Annotated in this window: 19 protein-coding genes; 14 read left to right on the top strand and 5 right to left on the bottom strand. The window is 35.3% G+C overall.

The genetic code is table 11. From position 1 onward, the window contains the following. Positions 1 to 44: 44 nt before the first annotated feature. The 4 genes from ACKI2W_RS03325 to ACKI2W_RS03310 are packed head-to-tail and all read left to right on the top strand — an operon-like array spanning position 45 to position 2,836. A complete protein-coding gene (locus tag ACKI2W_RS03325) occupies positions 45 to 677 on the top strand; it encodes a flavodoxin family protein (RefSeq protein ID WP_407379212.1) in 633 nt (210 codons plus the stop codon). A 5-nt stretch (positions 678 to 682) separates the two neighbouring features. Then, complete coding sequence (locus ACKI2W_RS03320) at positions 683 to 1,198, top strand: nitroreductase family protein (protein WP_407379210.1); 516 nt, start codon at positions 683 to 685, stop codon at positions 1,196 to 1,198. After that, a complete protein-coding gene (locus ACKI2W_RS03315; RefSeq protein ID WP_407379208.1) occupies positions 1,185 to 2,354 on the top strand; it encodes a MalY/PatB family protein in 1,170 nt (389 codons plus the stop codon). Before ACKI2W_RS03320 ends, ACKI2W_RS03315 begins: the two co-directional genes overlap by 14 nt. 5 nt (positions 2,355 to 2,359) lie before the next feature. Next, positions 2,360 to 2,836, top strand: a complete 477-nt coding sequence (locus ACKI2W_RS03310) for a GNAT family N-acetyltransferase (RefSeq protein WP_407379206.1) — start codon at positions 2,360 to 2,362, stop codon at positions 2,834 to 2,836. Here ACKI2W_RS03310 and nudC read toward each other — a convergent pair whose 3' ends face one another. Further along, complete coding sequence (gene nudC / locus ACKI2W_RS03305) at positions 2,837 to 3,622, bottom strand: NAD(+) diphosphatase (RefSeq protein ID WP_407379204.1); 786 nt, start codon at positions 3,620 to 3,622, stop codon at positions 2,837 to 2,839. Between the two features lie 92 nt (positions 3,623 to 3,714). Here nudC and ACKI2W_RS03300 point away from each other — a divergent pair, with 92 nt between their 5' ends. Genes ACKI2W_RS03300 through ACKI2W_RS03290 form a run of 3 tightly spaced genes read left to right on the top strand, consistent with a single transcriptional unit; the run spans position 3,715 to position 5,653 of the window. Next, complete coding sequence (locus ACKI2W_RS03300) at positions 3,715 to 4,215, top strand: ferritin (RefSeq protein WP_407379202.1); 501 nt, start codon at positions 3,715 to 3,717, stop codon at positions 4,213 to 4,215. A gap of 41 nt (positions 4,216 to 4,256) precedes the next feature. Next, positions 4,257 to 4,907 carry an adhesin gene (locus tag ACKI2W_RS03295; RefSeq protein ID WP_407379200.1) on the top strand — a complete coding sequence of 217 codons (651 nt, stop codon included), beginning with the start codon at positions 4,257 to 4,259 and terminating at the stop codon, positions 4,905 to 4,907. A gap of 26 nt (positions 4,908 to 4,933) precedes the next feature. After that, positions 4,934 to 5,653, top strand: a complete 720-nt coding sequence (locus ACKI2W_RS03290) for an ion channel (RefSeq protein WP_407379198.1) — start codon at positions 4,934 to 4,936, stop codon at positions 5,651 to 5,653. Here ACKI2W_RS03290 and ACKI2W_RS03285 read toward each other — a convergent pair. Together ACKI2W_RS03285 and ACKI2W_RS03280 are read right to left on the bottom strand one after the other, a co-directional pair. Then, positions 5,650 to 6,081, bottom strand: coding sequence for an acetolactate synthase (locus ACKI2W_RS03285; protein WP_407379196.1), 432 nt, complete (start codon positions 6,079 to 6,081; stop codon positions 5,650 to 5,652). The genes ACKI2W_RS03290 and ACKI2W_RS03285 overlap by 4 nt on opposite strands. A 12-nt stretch (positions 6,082 to 6,093) precedes the next feature. Next, positions 6,094 to 7,395: a phenylacetate--CoA ligase family protein gene (locus ACKI2W_RS03280; RefSeq protein ID WP_407379194.1), complete on the bottom strand. Its 1,302-nt coding sequence runs from the start codon at positions 7,393 to 7,395 to the stop codon at positions 6,094 to 6,096. Positions 7,396 to 7,586: 191 nt separating this feature from the next. Between ACKI2W_RS03280 and ACKI2W_RS03275 the strand changes: the two genes are divergently transcribed. From ACKI2W_RS03275 to ACKI2W_RS03245, 7 genes are all read left to right on the top strand, one after another. Further along, complete coding sequence (locus tag ACKI2W_RS03275) at positions 7,587 to 10,640, top strand: DUF3344 domain-containing protein (RefSeq protein ID WP_407379192.1); 3,054 nt, start codon at positions 7,587 to 7,589, stop codon at positions 10,638 to 10,640. Positions 10,641 to 10,864: 224 nt separating this feature from the next. Next, positions 10,865 to 15,799, top strand: coding sequence for a cobaltochelatase subunit CobN (locus ACKI2W_RS03270; protein ID WP_407379190.1), 4,935 nt, complete (start codon positions 10,865 to 10,867; stop codon positions 15,797 to 15,799). 119 nt (positions 15,800 to 15,918) lie between these two features. Next, positions 15,919 to 16,629: a DUF2162 domain-containing protein gene (locus ACKI2W_RS03265; RefSeq protein ID WP_407379188.1), complete on the top strand. Its 711-nt coding sequence runs from the start codon at positions 15,919 to 15,921 to the stop codon at positions 16,627 to 16,629. 19 nt (positions 16,630 to 16,648) lie between these two features. After that, positions 16,649 to 17,296 (top strand): MotA/TolQ/ExbB proton channel family protein, encoded by a 648-nt coding sequence (locus ACKI2W_RS03260; protein ID WP_407379186.1) that lies wholly within the window; start codon positions 16,649 to 16,651, stop codon positions 17,294 to 17,296. Positions 17,297 to 17,301: 5 nt separating this feature from the next. After that, positions 17,302 to 17,640, top strand: coding sequence for a DUF2149 domain-containing protein (locus tag ACKI2W_RS03255; RefSeq protein ID WP_292800080.1), 339 nt, complete (start codon positions 17,302 to 17,304; stop codon positions 17,638 to 17,640). Positions 17,641 to 17,736: 96 nt separating this feature from the next. Beyond that, positions 17,737 to 18,054 carry a transcription factor S gene (locus ACKI2W_RS03250; protein WP_407379183.1) on the top strand — a complete coding sequence of 106 codons (318 nt, stop codon included), beginning with the start codon at positions 17,737 to 17,739 and terminating at the stop codon, positions 18,052 to 18,054. Positions 18,055 to 18,146: 92 nt separating this feature from the next. Further along, the gene (locus ACKI2W_RS03245) at positions 18,147 to 19,328 is read left to right on the top strand and encodes a potassium/proton antiporter (RefSeq protein ID WP_407379181.1); all 1,182 of its coding nucleotides are present in this window, start codon (positions 18,147 to 18,149) and stop codon (positions 19,326 to 19,328) included. Between the two features lie 12 nt (positions 19,329 to 19,340). Here ACKI2W_RS03245 and ACKI2W_RS03240 read toward each other — a convergent pair whose 3' ends face one another. Then, the gene (locus ACKI2W_RS03240) at positions 19,341 to 20,114 is read right to left on the bottom strand and encodes a DUF389 domain-containing protein (protein WP_407379179.1); all 774 of its coding nucleotides are present in this window, start codon (positions 20,112 to 20,114) and stop codon (positions 19,341 to 19,343) included. A gap of 105 nt (positions 20,115 to 20,219) precedes the next feature. Beyond that, complete coding sequence (locus ACKI2W_RS03235; RefSeq protein ID WP_407379177.1) at positions 20,220 to 21,812, bottom strand: ABC1 kinase family protein; 1,593 nt, start codon at positions 21,810 to 21,812, stop codon at positions 20,220 to 20,222. Between the last annotated feature and the right edge of the window lie 32 nt (positions 21,813 to 21,844).

The raw sequence follows: 21,844 nt of genomic DNA, 5'->3' as shown, positions 1-21,844 counted from the left end.
TTCTTATTTTTTTCATTAATCATATACTAATAAGGAGATTAACTATGAAAACGATTGTGATTAATGCAAGTCCAAGGAAGAAATGGAACACCGCAGAAATCATGCAGGCTGCCCAAAAGGGAGCCGAATCTGTTGGTGCCGAAACGGAATACATTAATTTATATGATTTGGCTTTTAAAGGATGTAGAAGTTGTCTTGTATGCAAAATGCAGGATAAAACCAAAGGAAAATGCTACTGGAAAGATGACCTGGCTCCGTTAATTGAAAAGATTTTTGATGCGGATGCATTGCTTATAGGAACTCCGATTTATTTTGGAGAGCCTACAAGCGAATTTCGGGCATTGGTTGAAAGATTAATCTTTTGTATTCTGTCCTATGATGACGGGTCCAGTTATTTCACTGGAAAGGTCAATGTGGGGCTCTTTTATACAATGAATGCTCCATTTGATTTCTTTGCAAATAATATGAAGGACAATCTGGCAAAAACGGAATATCTATTTAATTTTTTAAATGGGGAAGTTGTTTCCTATCCTGTTTGCGATACTCTGCAGGTTTCCAAATACTCCAAGTACAACATGGCAGGATTCAGCGAAGAGGCCAAACAGAAACAGTATGTACTGCAGTTTCCAAAAGATTTGGAAAAGGCATTTGAAATAGGTGCTCAGTTAAGCAAGTGATTATTATGAGTGATTTTGAAACGATAATTAATACAAGAAGAAGTATCCGTGTATATGAAGATAAACAAGTCAGTGATGAAGATATTTTAAAAATCCTAAAAGCGGGAATGCAGGCTCCTGGTTCCAGATTAGGTTCTGAGCCATGGGAATTTGTTGTTATTAAAAACAAAGATACTCTGGAGAAATTAGCTGAAATCAAACCTAGAGTCAAAACTGCTCCTGTAGCAATTTTGCTTGTGGCAAATATTGAAAGGGCATTTTATAAGCTTCACTGGCAACAGGACATGTCCGCAGCTGCAGAAAACATGCTTCTTGAAGCAGTAAACCTTGGTTTAGGCGGTCTCTGGAATGGTGTAGCGCCGACCGAAGAGACAATGGAGAAAGTTGCAGAATTATTTGGTCTTGACAATGAAAACCAAAAGCCGTTCTGTGTAATAACATTGGGCTATCCTGCCGATGGCTGGGAAAACAAATTCATGGACAAGTTTGATGAAGAGAGAATCCACTATGAAAAATACTGAATATGATTTTGAAAGCGTTATAGATAGAAATAACACAAACTGCCTTAAATGGGACTTATTTAACGATGATCTGCCTATGTGGGTAGCAGATATGGATTTTAAGGTTGCTCCGCCAATTCAGGAAGCAATCTTAAAAAGGGCAAATCATCCGGTTTACGGGTATAATATTGTTCCTGATGAGTTATTTGAAGCTTACATCAGCTGGTGGGATTCAAGATATGACTTTAGGATGTCCCGTGAAGACATGCTCTATTCAATAGGCGTAATGCCTTCAATTTCATCAATGATAAGATGTCTGACTGATATTGGGGATGAAATACTGATTCAGTCCCCAGTTTATCATGTGTTTTTCTATGTGATTGAAGATAATGACAGAAAAGTCCTTGAAAATGAGCTGATTTATGAAAACGGTGAATATAGAATAGATTTTGATGATTTGGATGAGAAACTCACAAAAGTTAAACTGATGATTTTGTGCAATCCTCACAATCCAATCGGAAAAATCTGGTCAAAAGAGGATTTGGCTCGAATTGGTGAGTTATGTAAAAAACATAATGTTGTATTGATATCAGATGAAATCCACTGTGATTTAACAGATCCCGGAGTCAGTTACAATCCTTTTGAAATGTCATCAGACTGGAAAAATGTCATAACATGTCTTTCCCCTTCAAAATCATTTAATGTTGCAGGTTTTCAAAGCTCAATTGTCCACACAAAAAATAATGAACTTCTTGAAAAGATAAAAACTCAGATGCATGTTGACAATTCAGATGCCTGTAATGTGTTTGCAGCAAGTGCTGTAATGGCAGCTTACAATGAGTCTGGTGAATGGCTGGATGAGCTAAAAGAGGTTTTATATAAAAATAAACAAATTGTAGAGGATTATCTGGCAAATGAATTGCCTATAATAAAACTGGTTCCTTCAGATGCGACTTATTTGCTATGGTTGGACTGTTCGGCTTTAAATGTTCCCTCAAAAGTCTTAAGCGGTTTTTTAAGAGATAATCAAGGATTATTTTTATCTGCAGGAATTGATTTTGGCCAATGCGGTGACAACTTCCTGAGGATGAATATAGCTTGTCCTGAAAAGTTATTGGCTGAAGGATTAGGTAGGCTTAAGGCAGGAATAACTGCTTTGACAATAATTAAAGGGTGAAAAAAATGTCTGATGTATCATTTAGATTTGCTAGCGAAAATGATTGTGGATTGATTTTGGAATTCATTAATGGTTTAGCAGTATATGAAAAATTGGAAGATGAGGTTGTTGCAACTGAAGAAGTCTTAAAAGAATGGTTATTTGATAAAAACGCTGCTGAAGTCATTTTTGCAATGGAAGGTGATGTCGAAGTGGGATTTGCATTGTTTTTCCATAACTTTTCCACATTTCTCGGAAAAGCAGGAATATATCTTGAAGATTTGTATGTGAAACCTGAATTCAGATCAAAAGGTTATGGCAAAGCATTAATTAAAAAATTAGCCCAAATTGCAGTTGAAAGGGATTGTGGACGTTTTGAATGGTCATGCCTTGACTGGAACCAGCCAAGTATTGACTTTTACCTGTCTTTAGGTGCTGTTCCTATGGAAGGATGGACTGTTTATAGGGTTTCTGGAGAAACATTAAATGATTTGGCCAAATAATTAATGGTTGTCAATAAAATCCTGTATCAACCAATCGGATATGCTGATATCGGAATCATATCTGATTATTTCATCTTTTTTAAACCATTTTGCTTTAAGTATTTCATCACCGTCAACTTTAATGTCACCGGATTCATATTCCGCTTCAAATGCAAGCATCAGTGAATTCGGAAAGGGCCAGGATTGGCTTTTCTTATATTTCAGGTTTTTGATTTTGATTCCAACCTCTTCTTTGACTTCCCTGTGGACAGCTTCTTCAATGGATTCGCCAGGTTCCACAAATCCTGCAATCAGTGCATACCTGATGCTGTCATGGTATGAATGCTTGGCCATCAGCAGTTCATCATTTTTTCTAATGGCCACAATAATTGCAGGAGCGATGCGGGGATAGTGAACCTGACCGCAGGAAGGGCATTTTAACATCATGTCCTTTTCATCTACTTCAGTCTTGGTTCCACATCTTCCACAATACTGATGTGATATATACCAATCGTTTACAAGAACTGCTTTTGTACCCATTAAATATAGGTCCCTGTTGAATTCATAGACTTGTCTTAAATCAAAACCTTCTTTGAAATTAGCATTAGCCACAAAACAGTCCTTATTTTTGTATTTTCCAATGTACAGTGAAAAATTAATGTCTAAATCACTAATATCTCTAATTAACTCTTTTTTTTCAAGATATAACTCTCTGTTTTCATTAAAGATAAAATAATAAGCATCATCACTAGTGTATGTGTCGCTGAAATCAATTTCATAATCTTCATAAACGGATTTTTCAATCATGATAATACTTTGTTTTTCTTCAAATTAATGGTTACCATTTCTAAACTTAATCTTTATATTAAAGAAATTACATAATCTATACTGGTGATATTATGGTATCAGAAAATATGGAAAAAGCATTAAATGCTCAATTAAACGCTGAAATTTATTCAGGATATTTATACTTATCCATGGCAGCTTATTTTGAAGACGAAGACTTAGCAGGATTTGCTAACTGGATGAGAGTACAGGCAGAAGAAGAATTGGAACATGGAATGAAATTTTACGATTACATTATCAGAAGAGGAGCTTCTGTAACTTTAACTGATATTGAAGGACCTCAAACCGAATGGGATCCTCCTTTAGCAGCATTTGAACATGTTTTAGAACATGAGAAAAAAGTGTCCGGCTTAATCAACGACTTAGTCAATTTGGCTATTGAAGAAAAAGACCACGCAACCAACAACTTCCTCCAATGGTTTGTTGAAGAACAGGTTGAAGAAGAAGAAAACGCAATGGAATTAGTCGCTAAAGCTAAATTTGCAGACGGCGACAACAGATTGATGTATGAATTGAACAAAGAATTAGGTGGACGCGCACCATCCGAAGACTAGATTTATCTAGTCCTATTTTTTTTATTTTTGGAGATTTTACCATGAATTATCCTGAAGGCCCTACAACTGAAGCTAAAGTTAACTCAAAAGATTATGACTCCGAATTACTTGGAAAAAATGACTTAGGTAGTGTATATATTCATGGTCCTTTCGGCAATTCGGATTCCAATATTAAAATTGCATATCTCATTGGAATGCATCCGCTTGAAAGCAAGTCTCACAGGGCACTGTTTGAAGAGTTAACTGCTTGTGAAAGCTTAAACTACTGCTATTATCTCTACAATATTGAAGTTGACAATCCAGACAGTGAAAGCGAAGGCCGTTTGGAAGGTCAGCTTTTGGCTCAGGAATTTGTCAAGGATGAAATTATTAACAATAAATATGATTTATTTATGGATATTCACTCCAATAGGGGATCCAATGGTCCTGGTGAGTATAAGATTACCAACTTTGTCTTTGCACCCGGCTTTGATGAAAAGTCAACGGAATATGTCAATGAACTGATTAATCTGATAGATGGAGTTGTCTATTATGAGCCGGAATTCCGCTCAAGTCCATCATTTATTACAGAACCTACGGCAAAAGCTGGAATTCCTACAATTGTCTATGAATGCTATTCATATGAACCGATGGAAGTTTCACGAAAACTTGCTGGTGAACTGGTTAACTGTGTTGATAATCTGATATTTTAAATATATCTTTAGATAGATAGTAATCCATGGAAAGAAAGCAAGTATTTTACCTATCAGTTATTTTTTTGATGGTAATTGATATTCTATTTTTAATATATATCACATTTTCTGATGTTTCTTTAACTTTAAGATATTCTGTTCTTGCTTTTGATTTCATATTGTGTATTGTACTGTGGATTGAGTTCATTTACAGTTATATTAATTCTGATGACAAAAAACAGTACATGAAGGATAATTCCTTAAGCATTTTGGGAATGCTTCCGTTTGATTTCATTTTCCTCAGGGCATTGAGATTAATCAAATTAATACAATTCATCAAACTGTTTGTTCTTGCCCGTGACACCCAAAAGGCATTTTCAAAGTTTTTGCGAACAACATATCTGGATAAAATCATATTTATAGCAATTCTGTTTGTTTTCACCGTAACATTGCTTGTAAGACTCTTGGATCCTACTATCCATGACTTAAACACTGCACTGTGGTATGTTGTCGTATCAATTACAAGCACAGGATATGGTGATGTTGTTCCGGTTTCCACTTCAGGCAGAATTATCGGCATAGTCGCAATGATTGGTGGAATACTTATTTTTTCAACAGTGACTGCCGTTATTTCATCAATATATGTATCAAGAATCAGCAGAAGCAGTCACAATGATTTGGAATCAAAGATTGATGATTTGACTATGGAAATTAAGGTTTTAAATGAAAAAATAGATGAGCTAAAAAATAAGGATGAAGAAGTCTAAAGGTTGTAAACTTCTTCGCTAGGTACAAGTGTTACGTTATTTTCCTGAAGCACTTTAATCAGGTTGTCTATATCGTCTGCATGAAGCAGTAAAATAGCTTTATTCGCTTTGTCATGTGAAAATGCATATAGATACTCCAGATCGATATTGTTGTTTTTAATGATTTTCAAAACGCTTGTAAGACCGCCCGGTGTGTCATTCATTTCAACACCGATGATTTCAGTCATCTTTACAAGGAAATTATTCTGTTCAAGTGCTTCCTTTCCTTTTTCAGGGTCATCCACTACAAGTCTTAATATGCCGAATTCAGAAGTGTCCGCCATGCACATTGCCCTGATGTTGACGTCTGCAAAGGTGAGGACTTCCAAAGGTTTTGAAAGGCTTCCCATTCTGTTCTGTAAAAATATTGACAATTGTTTGATTTTCATTTTCTCTCCCCTTTAATGTAAGTTTCTCTCATCAATAACTCTTTTTGCTTTTCCTTCAAATCTCGGTAAGGTTTTTGGTTCAACTAGAGTTACTTTTACTCTGATACCTGTTTCATTTTCAATGTATTTTCCAATTTTCTGCTGAACTGCCATCATTTCTTTAACGCCGTCGAAGAAAATGTCCTGTGACGCTTCGACTTTAACTTCGATTTCATCCAAGGTTCCAGGTCTTGTAACTATAATTAAATAATGAGGCTCTACATCGCCTGCCTTAAGCAATGCTTTTTCTATTTGTGATGGGAATATAGCTACTCCTTTGACCTTAATCATGTCATCTGATCTTCCTGTGATTCTGCTCATTCTTGCATGGGTTCTTCCGCATTTACATTTTTCACGTGTGATTTTGGTCAAATCTTTTGTTCTGAACCTGATTACCGGCATTCCTTCTCTTTCCAGATTGGTTAAGACAAGCTCACCTGGAGTGTTTTCTCCAAGGACTCTTTCGGTTTTCGGATCGATTATTTCAGGATAATAGATGTCTTCTGCAATGTGCAGTCCTTCCTGCGCTTCACATTCAACTCCTACACCTGGACCCATAAGTTCGGTCAGTCCGTAAATGTTGTATGCCTTTGCGCCGAATATCTCTTCGACTTTCTGTCTGATTTCTTCGGTCCACATTTCTGCTCCAAATCCGATAGCCTTGATTCCTAATTCTTTTGGGTCAATTCCGTCTTCAAGGGCAACTTCACCTAAATGTATTCCGTATGATGGTGTAAATATGAGACCTGTTGAACCGAAGTCTTTCATGATTTCAATCTGTCTTCTGGTCTGTCCGGTTGAAATTGGGATGATTGCAGCTCCGACTTTATGTGAGCCGTAGTGAACACCGAATCCTCCGGTAAACATTCCATATCCGTGAGTGTTTTGGAGAATATCGTTTTCGCCGATTCCCATCATAGACAGTCCTCTTGCTATTGTTTCTGCCCATGTATCCAAATCCTTTTCGGTGTATCCGGAAACCACTGGCTTTCCGGTGGTACCGGATGATGAGTGCAGTTCCTTGATTTCTTTCATGTCAACTGCAAAGAGTCCAAAAGGATAGCTTTCACGCAAATCGTCCTTTGTAATGAAAGGTAATTTTTCTATGTCTTTTAATGTTTCTATATCTTCAGGATATACTTCTGCTTCACTGTATTTTTTGTTGTAATAGGGAATCTTATCGAATGCTCTTTTTACAGTGCTCTGAAGTTTTTTTAATTGCAATTCTTCAAGGTCTTGCCTTGACATTGTTTCTATTTCTTCGTTCCACATCATGGATTTTGCCTCATTTGATTTAATATATTATTATATTGATTTTAGTTTACCTTATATTTTATCTATAGTAATACTTTTTTTCGATTTTTTATTTAATTAGTAATACTTTAACTAATTTTATATATTACTACTTGTTTATTTAATATATGGCCATCATATGGTTATTAAAATTTACGAGAGGAATTATGAATATGAAAAATAAATTATTGATTTTTTCTATATTTTTATTTTTATTAGTTTTCTCTTCGGGAATTGTTTTTGCTCAAGATTCAAATATTCCTTTAGTTGAAAACGGAGAAGTTTCAGGTGATGTCGAAATTTCTGCAATTAATCCGTTTTCTTCAACTAATGGAGAACTTGTATACGAAATTCCTGAAGGGGTCAGTGAAATCAAATCTGCAAATGTTGTTGTTGCTTCATATTCCGGAAGTGGAGCACCGACATATGGATTGACTACAAATATTTCTTTGAAAACAAATAATGTAACTGATGTTCTGGAGTATGCGAATTTAACATTTTCCGAAAATACCGCAAACAATCCTGTTATTTATCCAATAACCGATTTTACTTCAAAACAGTATTCTGAATATCAAAGTTTAATTAATATAACAGACAAGGTAAAAAGCTTATCCTGTGGGGATAAAATTACAATATCCGTTAATAATACCCGATTAAGCGATTATTCCTTTGACGGAAGAATCAAAATGATTGCACTGATATTTGCTTATGATGATGGTGATGGGGATAAAATTTCCTATTGGCTGAATATTGGTCAGGCATGGACAAAGGAAACCTTAACTACTGTATTTAAAACTCAAGAATTCAATGACAGCTTTGAATCAGTAAGTTTGGACAGTATTGCTCTTTCCAGTTATGATGCTACATATAGATTGAATGGGGAACTATTAACAGACCCTATTCAGGAACAAGGAAGTTATTATATTCGAGATTCATGGGACATAACTGATAATTTCAAATTGTCTCAGGACAACAATTTCACATACACATCTTCTAAAACATCAGCTTACGGTTCCTATAAAGCTGTAGTGCAATTGTTGAAAATTAATTCTCTGGAAAAACCTGTAATTTCCGCTACTGTTGCTCCGCAATATGCAAACACTGTTTTTGCCGGTGTTTACAATACATTAACTATAACAGTTAAAGACGAAAATAAAAAAGTTAACGGCAGTGTTGTTCTTTTAATCGGCGATGAGGAGATTGCTTCCAGTAATTTAAGCATTGATTCCAATGAAAGCGTTAAAATTACTTTGATTGATTTTACCATCAGGCCTATTGATGAGTCAACAGTTAATGGAGCCAATAATACTAAAGTCACTTACACTTTAAACATACTTGATGATAAAGGCAGCATTTTAAATTCCACTAATGTTACTTACAGTGTTTTATATAATGGTAACTTAGGTAAGGATTTTGCTTATCCTGCTTTCAATGCCAGTGTCAATCGTGTTTATAATATCACTGGCGATGTCATTGTTTTAAAACAGGACACTTCTGCTTATATGGGAAGCGCGGTTACCTCTAAAGAATCAATCTTTGAAGTTAACGATTCTGATGTTTTCGAATCTTTGCTTTATGTTTCATATAATTGGGACAAGATTGTTGGAGGGGACTTTAATGCTTGGAATATAACTTTCAATGATGAGATGATTTCTCCTATAGCATCATACCGTGACCAGTCTAATTTAGGAAGTTATGGAAAATATGGTTATGGTCTGGTTGTTTATAATGTGACGGATTTAATCAAATCAGGCAATAATACATTGGTTTTAAATAAAAGTTCAGGGGGTTGTGCTGTTTATCCTGCAAGTCTGATTGTAATGATCGATGATAATCAAAGCGATACTTTTAAATTAGTTTACATTGCTGAAAACGCTGATTTGTTATCCAAGCCTGCCAATATCGAATCAGGATCTTATTCTTTTATGGATGTTGAGGCTGAAAATTGCATTAATTCCACTTTATACGTTTTTGCTGCCGGAGCCCAATCCGGTGAAGGCAATATTGTTGTAAATGAAAATGCCACTTTTGAAAATGTCTGGAACGGAACCACAAGTTCATTAGATTATTATGTTGTCGATATGGCAAATATGACTGAGGACAATAATGTTATTTACTTCCAGGCAACAGGTTCAACAATTTTGGCATTGCATGACATTTTGGTATTGGAATTTGAAAAATCTAATCCTGAAGTTAATTTAACAGCTCCTTCTGTTGAAAAATATTTCGGCGGTTCACAAAGATTTGTTGTTTACTTATTTGACGGCGATGGCAATCCTTTAAGCAATGAAAGCATTTCAATTGATATCAATGGAATCACATATAACCGTACAACAAATGAAAACGGTTCTTCATCCATTACATTGGGATTAAATAGCGGCGAATATGATGTTGTTGTAAAATATAAAGGTTCAGACATCTATAAACCATGTGAAGTTAATTCTACAGTCACAATCAAATCAACCATCGGCGGAAAGGATATTACAAAAGTTTACAGAAATGGAACTCAGTATTTTGCTAATTTCACAGATAATGAAGGCAATCCGTTAGCCAACGGCACTAAAGTTACTTTCAACATTAATGGAGTAATGTATGAAAGAAAGGTTAATGAAAACGGTACTGCTAAATTGAACATTAATCTGAACCAGGGTACTTACATATTAACAGCTATCAATCCGTTTAACAATGAATCTAGTGCTAATACTGTCACTGTTATTCCAAAGATTGTTGAAAACAGTGATCTGGTTAAATATTACAGAAACGCTTCACAATATGTTGTTAAAGTTTTAGGCGATGACGGAAACCCTGTTGGTGCAAACGAAACCGTTACATTCAACATCAACGGTGTGATGTATGAAAGAAAAACCAACGAATCAGGATACGCTAAACTAAACATTAACTTACAGCCTGGAACTTACGTTATCACCGCTATGTATGGCGGAAGCCTTGTTGCAAACAACATTACAGTCAAACCTGTTTTATCAGCTGAAGACGTTTCTATGAAATATCTTGACGGAACTCAATTCAAAGCTACTTTGCTTGACGGTCAGGGCAATCCGTTCGCTAACCAGACTATTACTTTCAACATAAACGGAGTATTTTATAACAGAACAACTGACAGTGAAGGTATAGCCAAGTTAAACATCAGATTGATTGCCGGTGAATACATTATAACATCAATGTATGAAAACGGTGCAGCAATCTCAAACAAAGTTACAATATCTTAGGGAGGTTTCAACAACTTCTCATTATTTTTTTAGTAATACTTTTTTGCTTATTTTTACCCATTTAGTAATACTTTAATTAATTATATTAATAATCAAATTAGATATTAAATTGAAAGGAATTTTATATAATTCTTTTCAAAGGAGGTTTTAATATAATTAAGAGTAATCTTACTACTTTTAATTTAAAATTTATAGCAATTTTAATTATATTATGTGTTTTACTCATGAGTTCAATCAATATTTCATTTGCTCAGGATAATGAAACGCTATCTGATTTGGAAGCTAATAATCAGATTTATGATAAATCAATGCTTCTTATTGCAGATAATGGCGGAACGAATATTCTGGACTCAGCGGCAAGTGATATTTTAATGAACTATTCAAATGTGGATATTCAGGTTCGAAGCTCAGCTCAAATTTCCACCATGGGTGAAAATGAATTGTATGAATTGATGGATAAAAGCGATATAGTCATTGCTAACTGGCTGACGAGTGATGCTGATTCAGTTTTGACTAATATATTACTTAAATATCCTAATCTATCAAATAAGGAAATGTTTTTGATATTGGAAACATCTTCCTCATCACAGCTCAAAACATTTAATTTAGTTAAAAATTCCACTATAGGTTATAATAAAATCTTTGAAGAAGAATCATTTACGACGGATTTTTTAAATGAATATTTCCAGACAACAAAAAGAGGCCAATCTTTCACAACTGTGAGCGATTATCTTACAAATGGGAATGGAAATCGTGTAAATTCCAATTTTAATCAGGCAGTTTTATATAAAAATTGCAATGATAAGGAAAATTTCATTAATCAGATTTTATGGGCATTGAATGTCACAGGTTTCATATGTCAATATAACAACCCAGTATTTTACGAATCATATCAGTACGGTTTATACAGGCATAGATATATGACCTTGGATGAATATAAATCATTATTTTTCAATTCTTCCAATAAATATACTGTAGGTCTTCTTGAAAGTAATATGTATGTTTCAAGCGCTTCTTTAGAACCATATTATTCATTAATAGAGTCTTTGGAATCTAAAGGAGTAAATGTCATACCTGTTGTTGCTGCAGGAGGATCTGATGATCAGCTGAAAGTCATGGTAAAATATTTTACAAATGCTCCGGATTATGAATCCTTTTTAGGAAATTCATCCAATTATGAAAGTCTGGTTGATGCAATCATTTCAATGCCAGCATATGGGATTGGAGGAACCTTATTTGATAGGGTAACGGAATTTTTCGAAACCTGCGAAGTGCCTGTATACCGTGCGGTCCATTCAGATTATGTAAGTAATGATGAATGGGAACTGAGTACAACAGGTCTTCCAGGAAACAGAAGCGACAAATGGTGGCATGTAGCTATCGGTGAAGCGCAGGGAATTATTGAAGCTACCTTTGTCGGAGGAGTTACCAATGAAATATCCAATTTGACAGGTGCTCAAAGGACAGGATACAAGCCTCATGAAACGAATATTGATTTATTCAGCGATAGAATTATCTCCTGGATTAATTTGAAATATGCTGAAAATGAAAATAAAAAAATTTCATTAATATATTATAATTATCCTCCAGGAAAGCAGAATATCGGTTCAAGTTATCTGGATTCAATTACAAGTATTTATAATCTGTTATTAACATTAAAATCCCAGGGTTATGATGTCGGAGAGCTTCCGGAGAATACTTCTCAATTGGAAGACATGATTATCAGATGTGGTATTAATGTGGCTACTTGGGCTCCGGGTGAACTGGAAAAACTTGCAAACAGATTCAACGTGGTTTTATTGCCTGTATCAGAATACTTAGATTGGTTTGAAAGTTTACGGCCTATTTCAAAAGTGCAGGTCATTGAAGGGCCTGTCGCATACATCGGTGAACTTTCAAGAAATGCAATAGCCATTAATTATACCTCTCCAATGGATGAGAGATTGGCAGACTGGTATAATCAGATTATTGTATTGTTGCCTGAAAATTACACATCACAGGCCATTCCAATTTTAGATAATATTATCTCTTCATTGAAACAATATTTAAAAACGGGTCTTGAATCAGATTATGATGTCTTTTTAATGTATAAGAATCAGTGGGCTGATTTAAATGTTCCCGGCTTAAACGGCTGGGGTGAAGCTCCGGGCAATATTATGACTGTTGAGAGAAATGGGACATTATACTTTGTGGTTCCTGGTTTAACCTTTGGAAATGTATTTGTTGCTCCCGAACCGCAAAGAGGTTGGGAAGCAGATTCCGATGCACTGTACCATAGCAGTGCGGTTGCTCCAACACACCAGTATCTTGCCGCATATTATTATTTCCAGGAATATTACTCTTCAGCAATGGTTTTTGTTGGAAGACATGCGACTCATGAATGGCTGCCTGGTAAAGAAGTATTGTTGTCATCAACTGATTACGGATCAATTGTCGTTGGTGATGTGCCACAAATTTATTTCTATATTTCAGACGGTCTTGGTGAAGGTATTCAGGCAAAAAGAAGAGGTTTTGCTGTAATGATATCTCATTTAACTTCTCCTTTAGCCTATACTCAGCTTTATGGGAATTTGACAGTCCTGGCAAATTTGGTTAATGAATATGAAAACGCATTGAATCAAAGTTCTAAAGATGCACTCATATCTGAAATCAATCATATTGTTGAAACAAATAATTATGTTCATTCTATGGGCATAAACAATGATACATTCAATAACTTATCGGCTGATGATAAGGTTTCAGCAATCGATTCTTTCATTAAATCAGTGCAGAATGAACTTTACACTTGGGGTTTGCATGCACTTGGCCAAAACTGGACTGATAAGGATATTTCACTGGCAGTTTCTACGGCATTATCTCAGAAATTCACATATAATGGAGTTACTACATCTTTATATGATGAAATAGCTCAGATTAAATTCTCTAAACATTATGATGAACTCAATTCCCTTGAAAGGGATATCGTGATGAATCTGTCATGTGATGTTGTTCCCGCTTTAATATATTATTCCTCTGAGGAAGTGGCTCAGGTAATCGGCGTTAATTCCACTGCTTTGATTGCAACATTGGATTATGCGAAACTTTACATTAATCTAATACAGTTATCAGTACAGTCAGAGCTGGATTCATTTATTAATGCATTGAATGGGAAATATATTTCTCCAGGGCCTGCTGGTGATGTATTGGACATTAATTCGCTTCCGACTGCAGGTAATTTCTTCCATGACCAGTCACAGGAACTTCCTACCGCTGAAGCCTATGAATATGGAAGGATATTGACGCTTCTTGCATTAGACGGATTAACTGATGATACAGAAAAGCTTGTTATGGGTATATGGTGTGTTGAAACAGCAAGAGATGACGGAGCTTTGATTTCTGTTGTATTGTATCTGCTTGGAATGGAACCTGTTTATTCATCTTCACCAAGTGCAGGAGGATATGTTCAGGCGGGCAATGATGAAGACCATGATGACCATGAACATGATGAAGAGATCAGTGTTGGAACAAAAACAAGTTTAATGCCAAGCTATGTCAGTTTGGATAATCTTGTGCGTCCTGATGGATGGGATAAAAAAAGAATTGATGTGACTGTCATAACCAGCGGTAACTTCAGGGATTTGTATTCAACACAGGCAATTCTAATGGATAATGCATTCAGGGTTGCATTGGCCAGATCATACTTTACAATATTGAACAATCAGTCTTTAAAAGAAAATGAATGGTTTGATGACATTAAAGACGGTCTGGAACATGTTGTAGCAAGCATTGATTATTATGGTGTCGGAAGAGAAAGCTTTGATGAAAACTATGTTGCAAAACATTGGATTAATGACTTTGTTTATTATAAGGAATTGGGATACAATACTACTTATGCTGCCGAATGTGCTATTACACGCATATTTGCACCTCCTAACGGAGATTATGGTGCAGGAATAGCAAAATCAGTATCTTTAAGCTGGACTTGGAATGATACTGATGAATTGGCTGATTTCTATTTGGGCAGGATGGGAAATATGTACTCCAAATATTATTGGGGTGAAACCAATCCTTTAGTATTTGCAAGAGCATTAAACAATACCAATGATTTGATTGTCAGCCGTAATACCAATGTCTATGGTGTATTGGACAATGATGATTTCTTTGATTACTGGGGAGGTCTTTCAATGGCAATGGCTTATGTAAACGGAAACACTCCAAAAATGGATGTGCTGATGTATGGAAATAGAAACACTCCTTATACAACATCTATTGAACAGGCTATTGCTAAGGAAATCCTTACAAGATATTCAAACCCTGACTGGATTAGCGGAATGATGCAGGAAGGTTACAGCGGTGCCAGATATATTTCAAATAAATTTTTAACCGATTTGCTTGGATGGTCTGTCACAAGACCTGAGGCAGTTTCAAATTATATGTGGGATGATGCCTATAATGTTTACTTCAATGATAAGTATGGAGTAGGCGTTAATGACTGGTTAAAATCCGGAAACAATGCATATGCATTCATATCCTCAGCAGGTACCCTATTAACTGCAGCTTATGAAGGATATTGGCAGACAGATTCAAATACATTGTCTGATGTTGCAAATCAATGGGCTCAGGCAGTCATTACGAACGGTGTTGCATGTTGCGACTGCAGTTGCGGAAACATAGCTATGATGCAGTGGGCGGTTGATTTCATCAATCCGGATTTGCTTGCGAAATTTGCAGATCAGGTATTCCAGGCGACGAATCATAATTTCTTCAATCCTGCCAATTTCCAGAATAATCCTAATGCCGATGATCCTGAAGGTGATGTTGATGAAAATTCAGGTCTGAATTCAACTGATGCGGATATCTTATCTAATTCCACATCATCAACTCTTCAATCTGAAAGTTCAACATCAGGTTTTAATACTGGAGACACTGCCAGAGGTGTCGGCACTTCTTCATCACTATCTGCCACAGCATCCAGTTCATCAGAGATTTATGATTCTCAAAATGTCGGAGACAGTGGTGCGGATTCTTCATCTAAAAGTTATGAGGTTGAAAAATCAGTTTCAAGTAGCAGTACGACAACTGAAAAATCAATGTCAATACAGCTTATAATTTGTGTAATAGTTTTAGTTGGAATCTTTGCTATAGGTTACTTTAGAAATAAACGTAAAGATGAATTTTAGTTTTAGAATAACAATATTGTTATTCTTTAATTTTTTTTCGTTATGAATTAATTTATATAGTTAGAAAAATAAAACATAAAATGTAATTGATTTTTAATTAATTATGGAGAGGATTAAATATGGATATGATGAGTGTTTTATGGCAATTCGGTATTCTTGCGGCAATTCTTGTCTTTGGAATTAAAGTAGGATTGGCTTCAGGTTTGGCTAATTTGTCAAAAAAATTATTAGCATTGATTTGTATCGGATACGGTGGTGGAGTATTAATTATTTCTGCTATTGCGTCTTTATATGCACAACAACTCACTCAAGCTATTTATAGTTATAATTCAATATTCTATATGATCATGGCATTAATAATGATTATTGCAGGTTTATTTACAATACGCGAATGGAAGGTACATGACCACAATACGAGTACTGCAACTTCCCTGGCAGTTATTGCTCCTTGTCCATGCTGTTTCGGTTCAATTGTTGCTAGTATCTTAATTGTTGCTCCAACCATTGGTGTCGGTGCTTTTTATTTAAGCTGGTTTGCGGCAGCTGCTTTGGTGGCTGTAATTATTATAGCTTATTTCGCATCAAATATTGTAATTAAATACACAAGCAAACCTTATCCTATTATTTTAGGTAACTTCATGTTGCTTTTAGGTGCATATTTCCTGCTTTCTGCAATTGTTATTCCAAATATTGCAGGTTCTTTAAGTAAAGACTTTAGTGGTCTTACAATAACTTCTCCCGAATCTATTATTGCAATACTTGTTGCTTTAGTTATTTTGGTGATTATTGGAATATTTTTAAATAAAAAAGGTAAAAGTCTTTTAGATTAAGTATTATAGGTGATATATAATGAGTATAAGTATACCTGGTGGAGAATATTTAACAGGTTCTTTGGATGTTATTTCACAAAGTTTAACCATTCCTGTATTGGTTATACTTTTAATTATTGTTATAATTTCAATAATTACATTAGGTGGATTAATATCAGAATATACTTCAAGAAAAAAGGTTCCTGTTGGAACTATAAGAGATTTGATTTATGCTATCAATTCAGCAGCTTCCGTTGATGCGCTCAAAGGCATCATTGAAGGAGCAGAAATTCCAAAATCTCAGAAAAAAGTTTTAACTGAAATTGCTAGTTCTTCTGCTTTGGATAAAAATTCCAGAGAAGCTTTAGCTCGTAAATTAGTTGAATATGAAGAAGAAAAAATCGATAGTGCATTACAAAAAACTGACATTATCACCCGTATCGGTCCTACATTAGGGTTAATGGGTACATTGATTCCTATGGGTCCGGGTCTTGCGGCATTGGGTGCTGGAGATATCAATACCCTTGCAGATTCACTGACCGTTGCGTTCAACACAACAATTGTCGGTATCGGTTCCGGTGCTTTATGTTATGTTATCGGTAAAATCAGGTCTGGCTGGTATGACCGTTATTTATCAGATTTGGATGCTTTATCAGATGCTGTTTTAGATTATATGAATAATCAGTGATTTAAATGGTTCGAAAAAAACAAAGAAGACGATCTAATCGTGTTGAAGAAGATCCTATGGCAGGTACATCAAACCTTGTTGATGCAATGCTTGTTATTGCTGTCGGTTTTCTTGTCTTTGTAATTTTAAGCTGGAATATGCAGGCAATTGTCTTTAATGAGGACATGACTCCTGAACAGAAACAACAGGTAATGCAGTCTATCAGCAGTGTTAGCGAAGTTACTCAAGGTCAGGAATTGAATGAGACTCCGGATACTTCTAATAGTTCAGGTCAGGGATATACCGAAATGGGTAAGGTATATAAAGACCCATCGACAGGTAAGCTGATTATGGTAGAGGGTTAAGCCTCTATCCCAAACTTTTTTTTTAACTTTTTTTCCACTACTTTTAAATATTTTCAATTACAAATATTCTACTTTAATTATTCATGGTGATATTTTATGGAATTCTGTCCGAATTGCGGTTCAATGCTGATGCCTGATGATGGCGTAATCAAATGTTCATGCGGCTTTGAGAAATCCCTTTCAGATGATGATTTAAAAGAGCAATATAAGTTTGAAGGGGAGAAAAATAAGGATCTGGAAGTAATTGTAACAGATAACAACAATGTTGCATTGCCTACAACCAGGATAACATGCTATAAATGCGGCGGGACAAAGGGTTACTGGTGGACAGTACAGACACGCTCTGCTGATGAGGCTCCGACTAATTTTATACGCTGTGCCAAATGCGGAAACACCTGGAGAAGTTCTAACTAGAATATGAATTATTATTTCACTTTTTAAAATATCCTGTTTCTATTCATGTTACTTGAAAAAGTTTAAAACATATTATTCATAAACATTAATTTATGTATGAGATTCATTTGATTTTGATGATTATTGGAGGATTATTGCTTTTAAGCATATTCTTAAGCAGATTTTCTTCCAGAATAGGAATTCCATCATTGATTATTTTTCTTTTCATTGGATTGATATTCGATGCAAGCAATATTCTTCCTCCAAATCTGCATAACTTTCAGCTTGTTCAGTACCTGAGCACGTTTGCATTAATCATTATAATGTTTTCCGGCGGTATGAATACAGATTACAAAGTGATTAAGCCAATAGCCAAGCAGGGAATTTCGCTTGCAACTGTTGGTGTTGTAATAACTGCTTTTTCAATTGGTATTTTAATACATTTAATTTTCAATTTCGATTTGATGCTGTGTCTGCTTTTAAGTGCAATCATTTCATCTACTGATGGTGCGGCCGTATTTTCAATATTTGGAGCCTCCGACATTAAAATCAAACATAATCTTGACCATATTCTTGAACTTGAAAGTGCAACAAATGATCCCGTTGCATATATTTTGGTTTCATCAATAATGTTCATGCTTATAACTCCAACTGTTTCTACAATTGATTTTATCGTAATATTCATTAAATCAATAATTCTCGGTGGAATTGGAGGTTATGTTTTAGGGAGATTATTTGCATGGATTTTAAAACACATCAGACTTTCCGTTGAAGGATTGTATCCGCCGTTACTTTTCGCAATGGCAATCTTGTCATTTTCCATTGTTGAAGCAATCGGAGGAAACGGATTCTTATCAGTGTTTATCTGTGCACTTATCGTAGGTAACTCCGAAATCAAACACAAGGAAAATCAGCTATCTTTCTTTGATGGTCTTTCATGGTTAATGCAGATATTAATGTTCCTTTTACTTGGAGTATTCACTGCTCCTAATGAACTGGTACCGATGATTGTTCCGGCAATCACAGTATCAATAATACTGACTTTTGTTGCAAGACCTCTTGCAGTGTTTGTTTCACTTCTGCCGTTCAGAATGGGATTCAAGCCCAAATTGTTTTTAGCATGGTCCGGAATTAAAGGTGCCGTTCCTATTGTGTTTGCATTTTATCCTCTTGTGGCAGGCATTCCAGAAGCCACTATGATATTTGATATAGTGATGATAATTACATTTATTTCAGTAATAATACATGGAACATCCATCAAATTTGTAGCAAAACATTTGGGACTGCTCGAGTGAAAGACATCTGCTTTAAATCATTGAATAAAGTGCAATTATACTTGGAATTGCAATGATAATAGTGTTCCTAACCATTCTGAAACGATGCCTTCTCCATTCCTTTTCACTCAATTCCTTAGTTTTTGGAATTTTCAGAATACTTAATATGATGCTTGCTGATAGGAAAATGAAATATGCATTGAGTATGAAAAGATATCCTGCTCCCAAAAGCATGTCAACTCTCCCGTTTGCAATAGCATAACCACATGTACAAAGTGGAGGCATCAAAGCTGTTGCGATTGCAACACCAGGAATAACAGTATTTGTTTTATCCAAACGAGTTTGCCCTATAATTCCTGCAAGTCCTCCGAAAAATGCTATAAGCACATCAAAGAAAGTCGGAGATGTTCTTGCAATCAATTCAACAGTCGGTTCCTTAACCGGAGATAAATAGAAATAAATTGAGGCTGCAACAACACTGATTACAACCTGCATTCCCAAACCGATTATGTGATTTCGAAGCAGAACATAATCCGCAGACACGTTTCCATATGCAGAAGCAAGAATGCTTCCCATTATGGGTGAAATCAGCATTGCACCAATAATTACTGCAGTTGAACTGACGTTAAGACCTACTGAAGCGATTATCATTGCACATACCATTACGCACATGTTGGTTCCGGTAATCTGCCCTCCATCAAGAAGACGTGCCCGAATCTCTTCATGTGATGCCGAATCTTCCTTTAATGAAAATGCTTTTCTGATTTTTTCTTTGATTGTTTCATTTTGTTCTTTAATCTCACCCATATTTCCAGTTCCCTAATTCTTAATAATTATGTTCAAAAAAATAATATTTCTGTCACCTTGTTCATAATAAAATGCATAGGGGAAATTAATTCCCCATAATTTAATTTATTTTAAAACGAATTTCTTGATGCCTATGAGACTTAAAACTATGGCTATCAGATAACCAATTAAAGAAATCACCGGCATGTCAAATACTCTAGGACCGAAAGAAACAACTGAAGAACCGACAATAAGTGCGGATACCAATGCAATTATTGAAACCTTATCAGTTATGTCCACTTCAAACTTAAATTGCAGTTCCTCATTATCAATCTTGTGTATTGTCCTTGTAAGAAGTTTCGGCAAGGCCTGAATCATATGTTCATATAAAATCAGATTGCTTTTCTTTCTTTTAAAATACTTTTTAGGACTAACTCTTTGTTTAGCAATTTCTTTAGAAATAGGCTTGATTGATGCGAAAACATCAATTTCAGGATCCAGATTTTTAGCAATTGCTTCAACCATGGATAATCCCCTTGCCATTGTGACAAACTCATTTGGGAGGATAACGCCATATTCCTGCATAAGATTGAGAAGCTCTTCAAGAACTCCATTGAAACGGTTAAGCTCAACGCCGAAGTATCTTCCGAACAGATCATTCAGGTCTCTTTTTAAAGTTCTTGTTTCAATGTCATAATCCAAAATGTCCATATACATTAACTGATTGATTAAACCGTCAATATCCTGGTCAACAAACAGGAGCATCAATTCGGAAAGATTACGTTTGAATTCCTCATCAAAGAATCCCATCATACCCAAATCAAGATAACATACAACATTGTTTTCCAAAATCATGATGTTTCCAGGATGAGGGTCTCCATGGAAAAAACCGTCAATAAATAGCTGCTGAAGGTAGGAATCAAGAACATTTTTTGCCAAAAGCTTTTTATCAAATTCATCACTGTTGCTTTGATATACATCACTTAATTTTGTACCGTCTATAAATTCCATTGTCAAAACTTTTGATGTGCAATACCGGGAATAGGTGGCGGGAATATGAATGTCAGGATTATCTTCAAAATTCAATTCAATGCGCTGCATATTCATAAGTTCATTATTATAATCGATTTCCTTATGAATTGAACGGTCAAATTCTTCCATGATTCCAGGCAAGTTCAATTTTCTGAGATTTGAGTTCAGTTTGTCTGCACGGTTGGCAACATATTTCATTATCCTTATGTCAAGGTCGATCTTATCTGTGATACCTTCTTTTTGCACCTTAACTGCAACTCTCTCACCAGTAATTAATTTGGCTTCATGAACCTGACCTATGGATGCAGTTGCTAAGTGTTCATGTGAGAAATCTTCAAACAAATCATCAATATTGCCATGAAGCTCTCTTTCAACAATCTTTTTAACCAGATCATATGATATGGCAGGATTGTCATCCTGCAAGTTCGCCAATTCATTTGCTATCTTTTCACCAACAATATCCGGCCTTGTACTTAACAGCTGACCCAATTTGATGAAAGTTGTTCCTAAATCCTGAAGCATCAACCTTAATTTTTGAGGAATCTCATCATCCAATAAAGGATTGATTGCCTCATCATCGTTTCTACGTATTTTACTTTTTGCAGTTTGACCTAAAACTTCATCAAAGCCATATTTTTTTAAAGCTTGTCGAATTTCACCCAAACGAGCTTTTGTTTCTTTATCCATAAATACACCAAATGATTTTTATAATCTATTAA

The sequence above is a fragment of the Methanobrevibacter sp. genome, from assembly GCF_045603845.1.
Taxonomy (GTDB): domain Archaea; phylum Methanobacteriota; class Methanobacteria; order Methanobacteriales; family Methanobacteriaceae; genus Methanocatella.
This window is presented reverse-complemented; position numbering and strand designations above follow the sequence as displayed.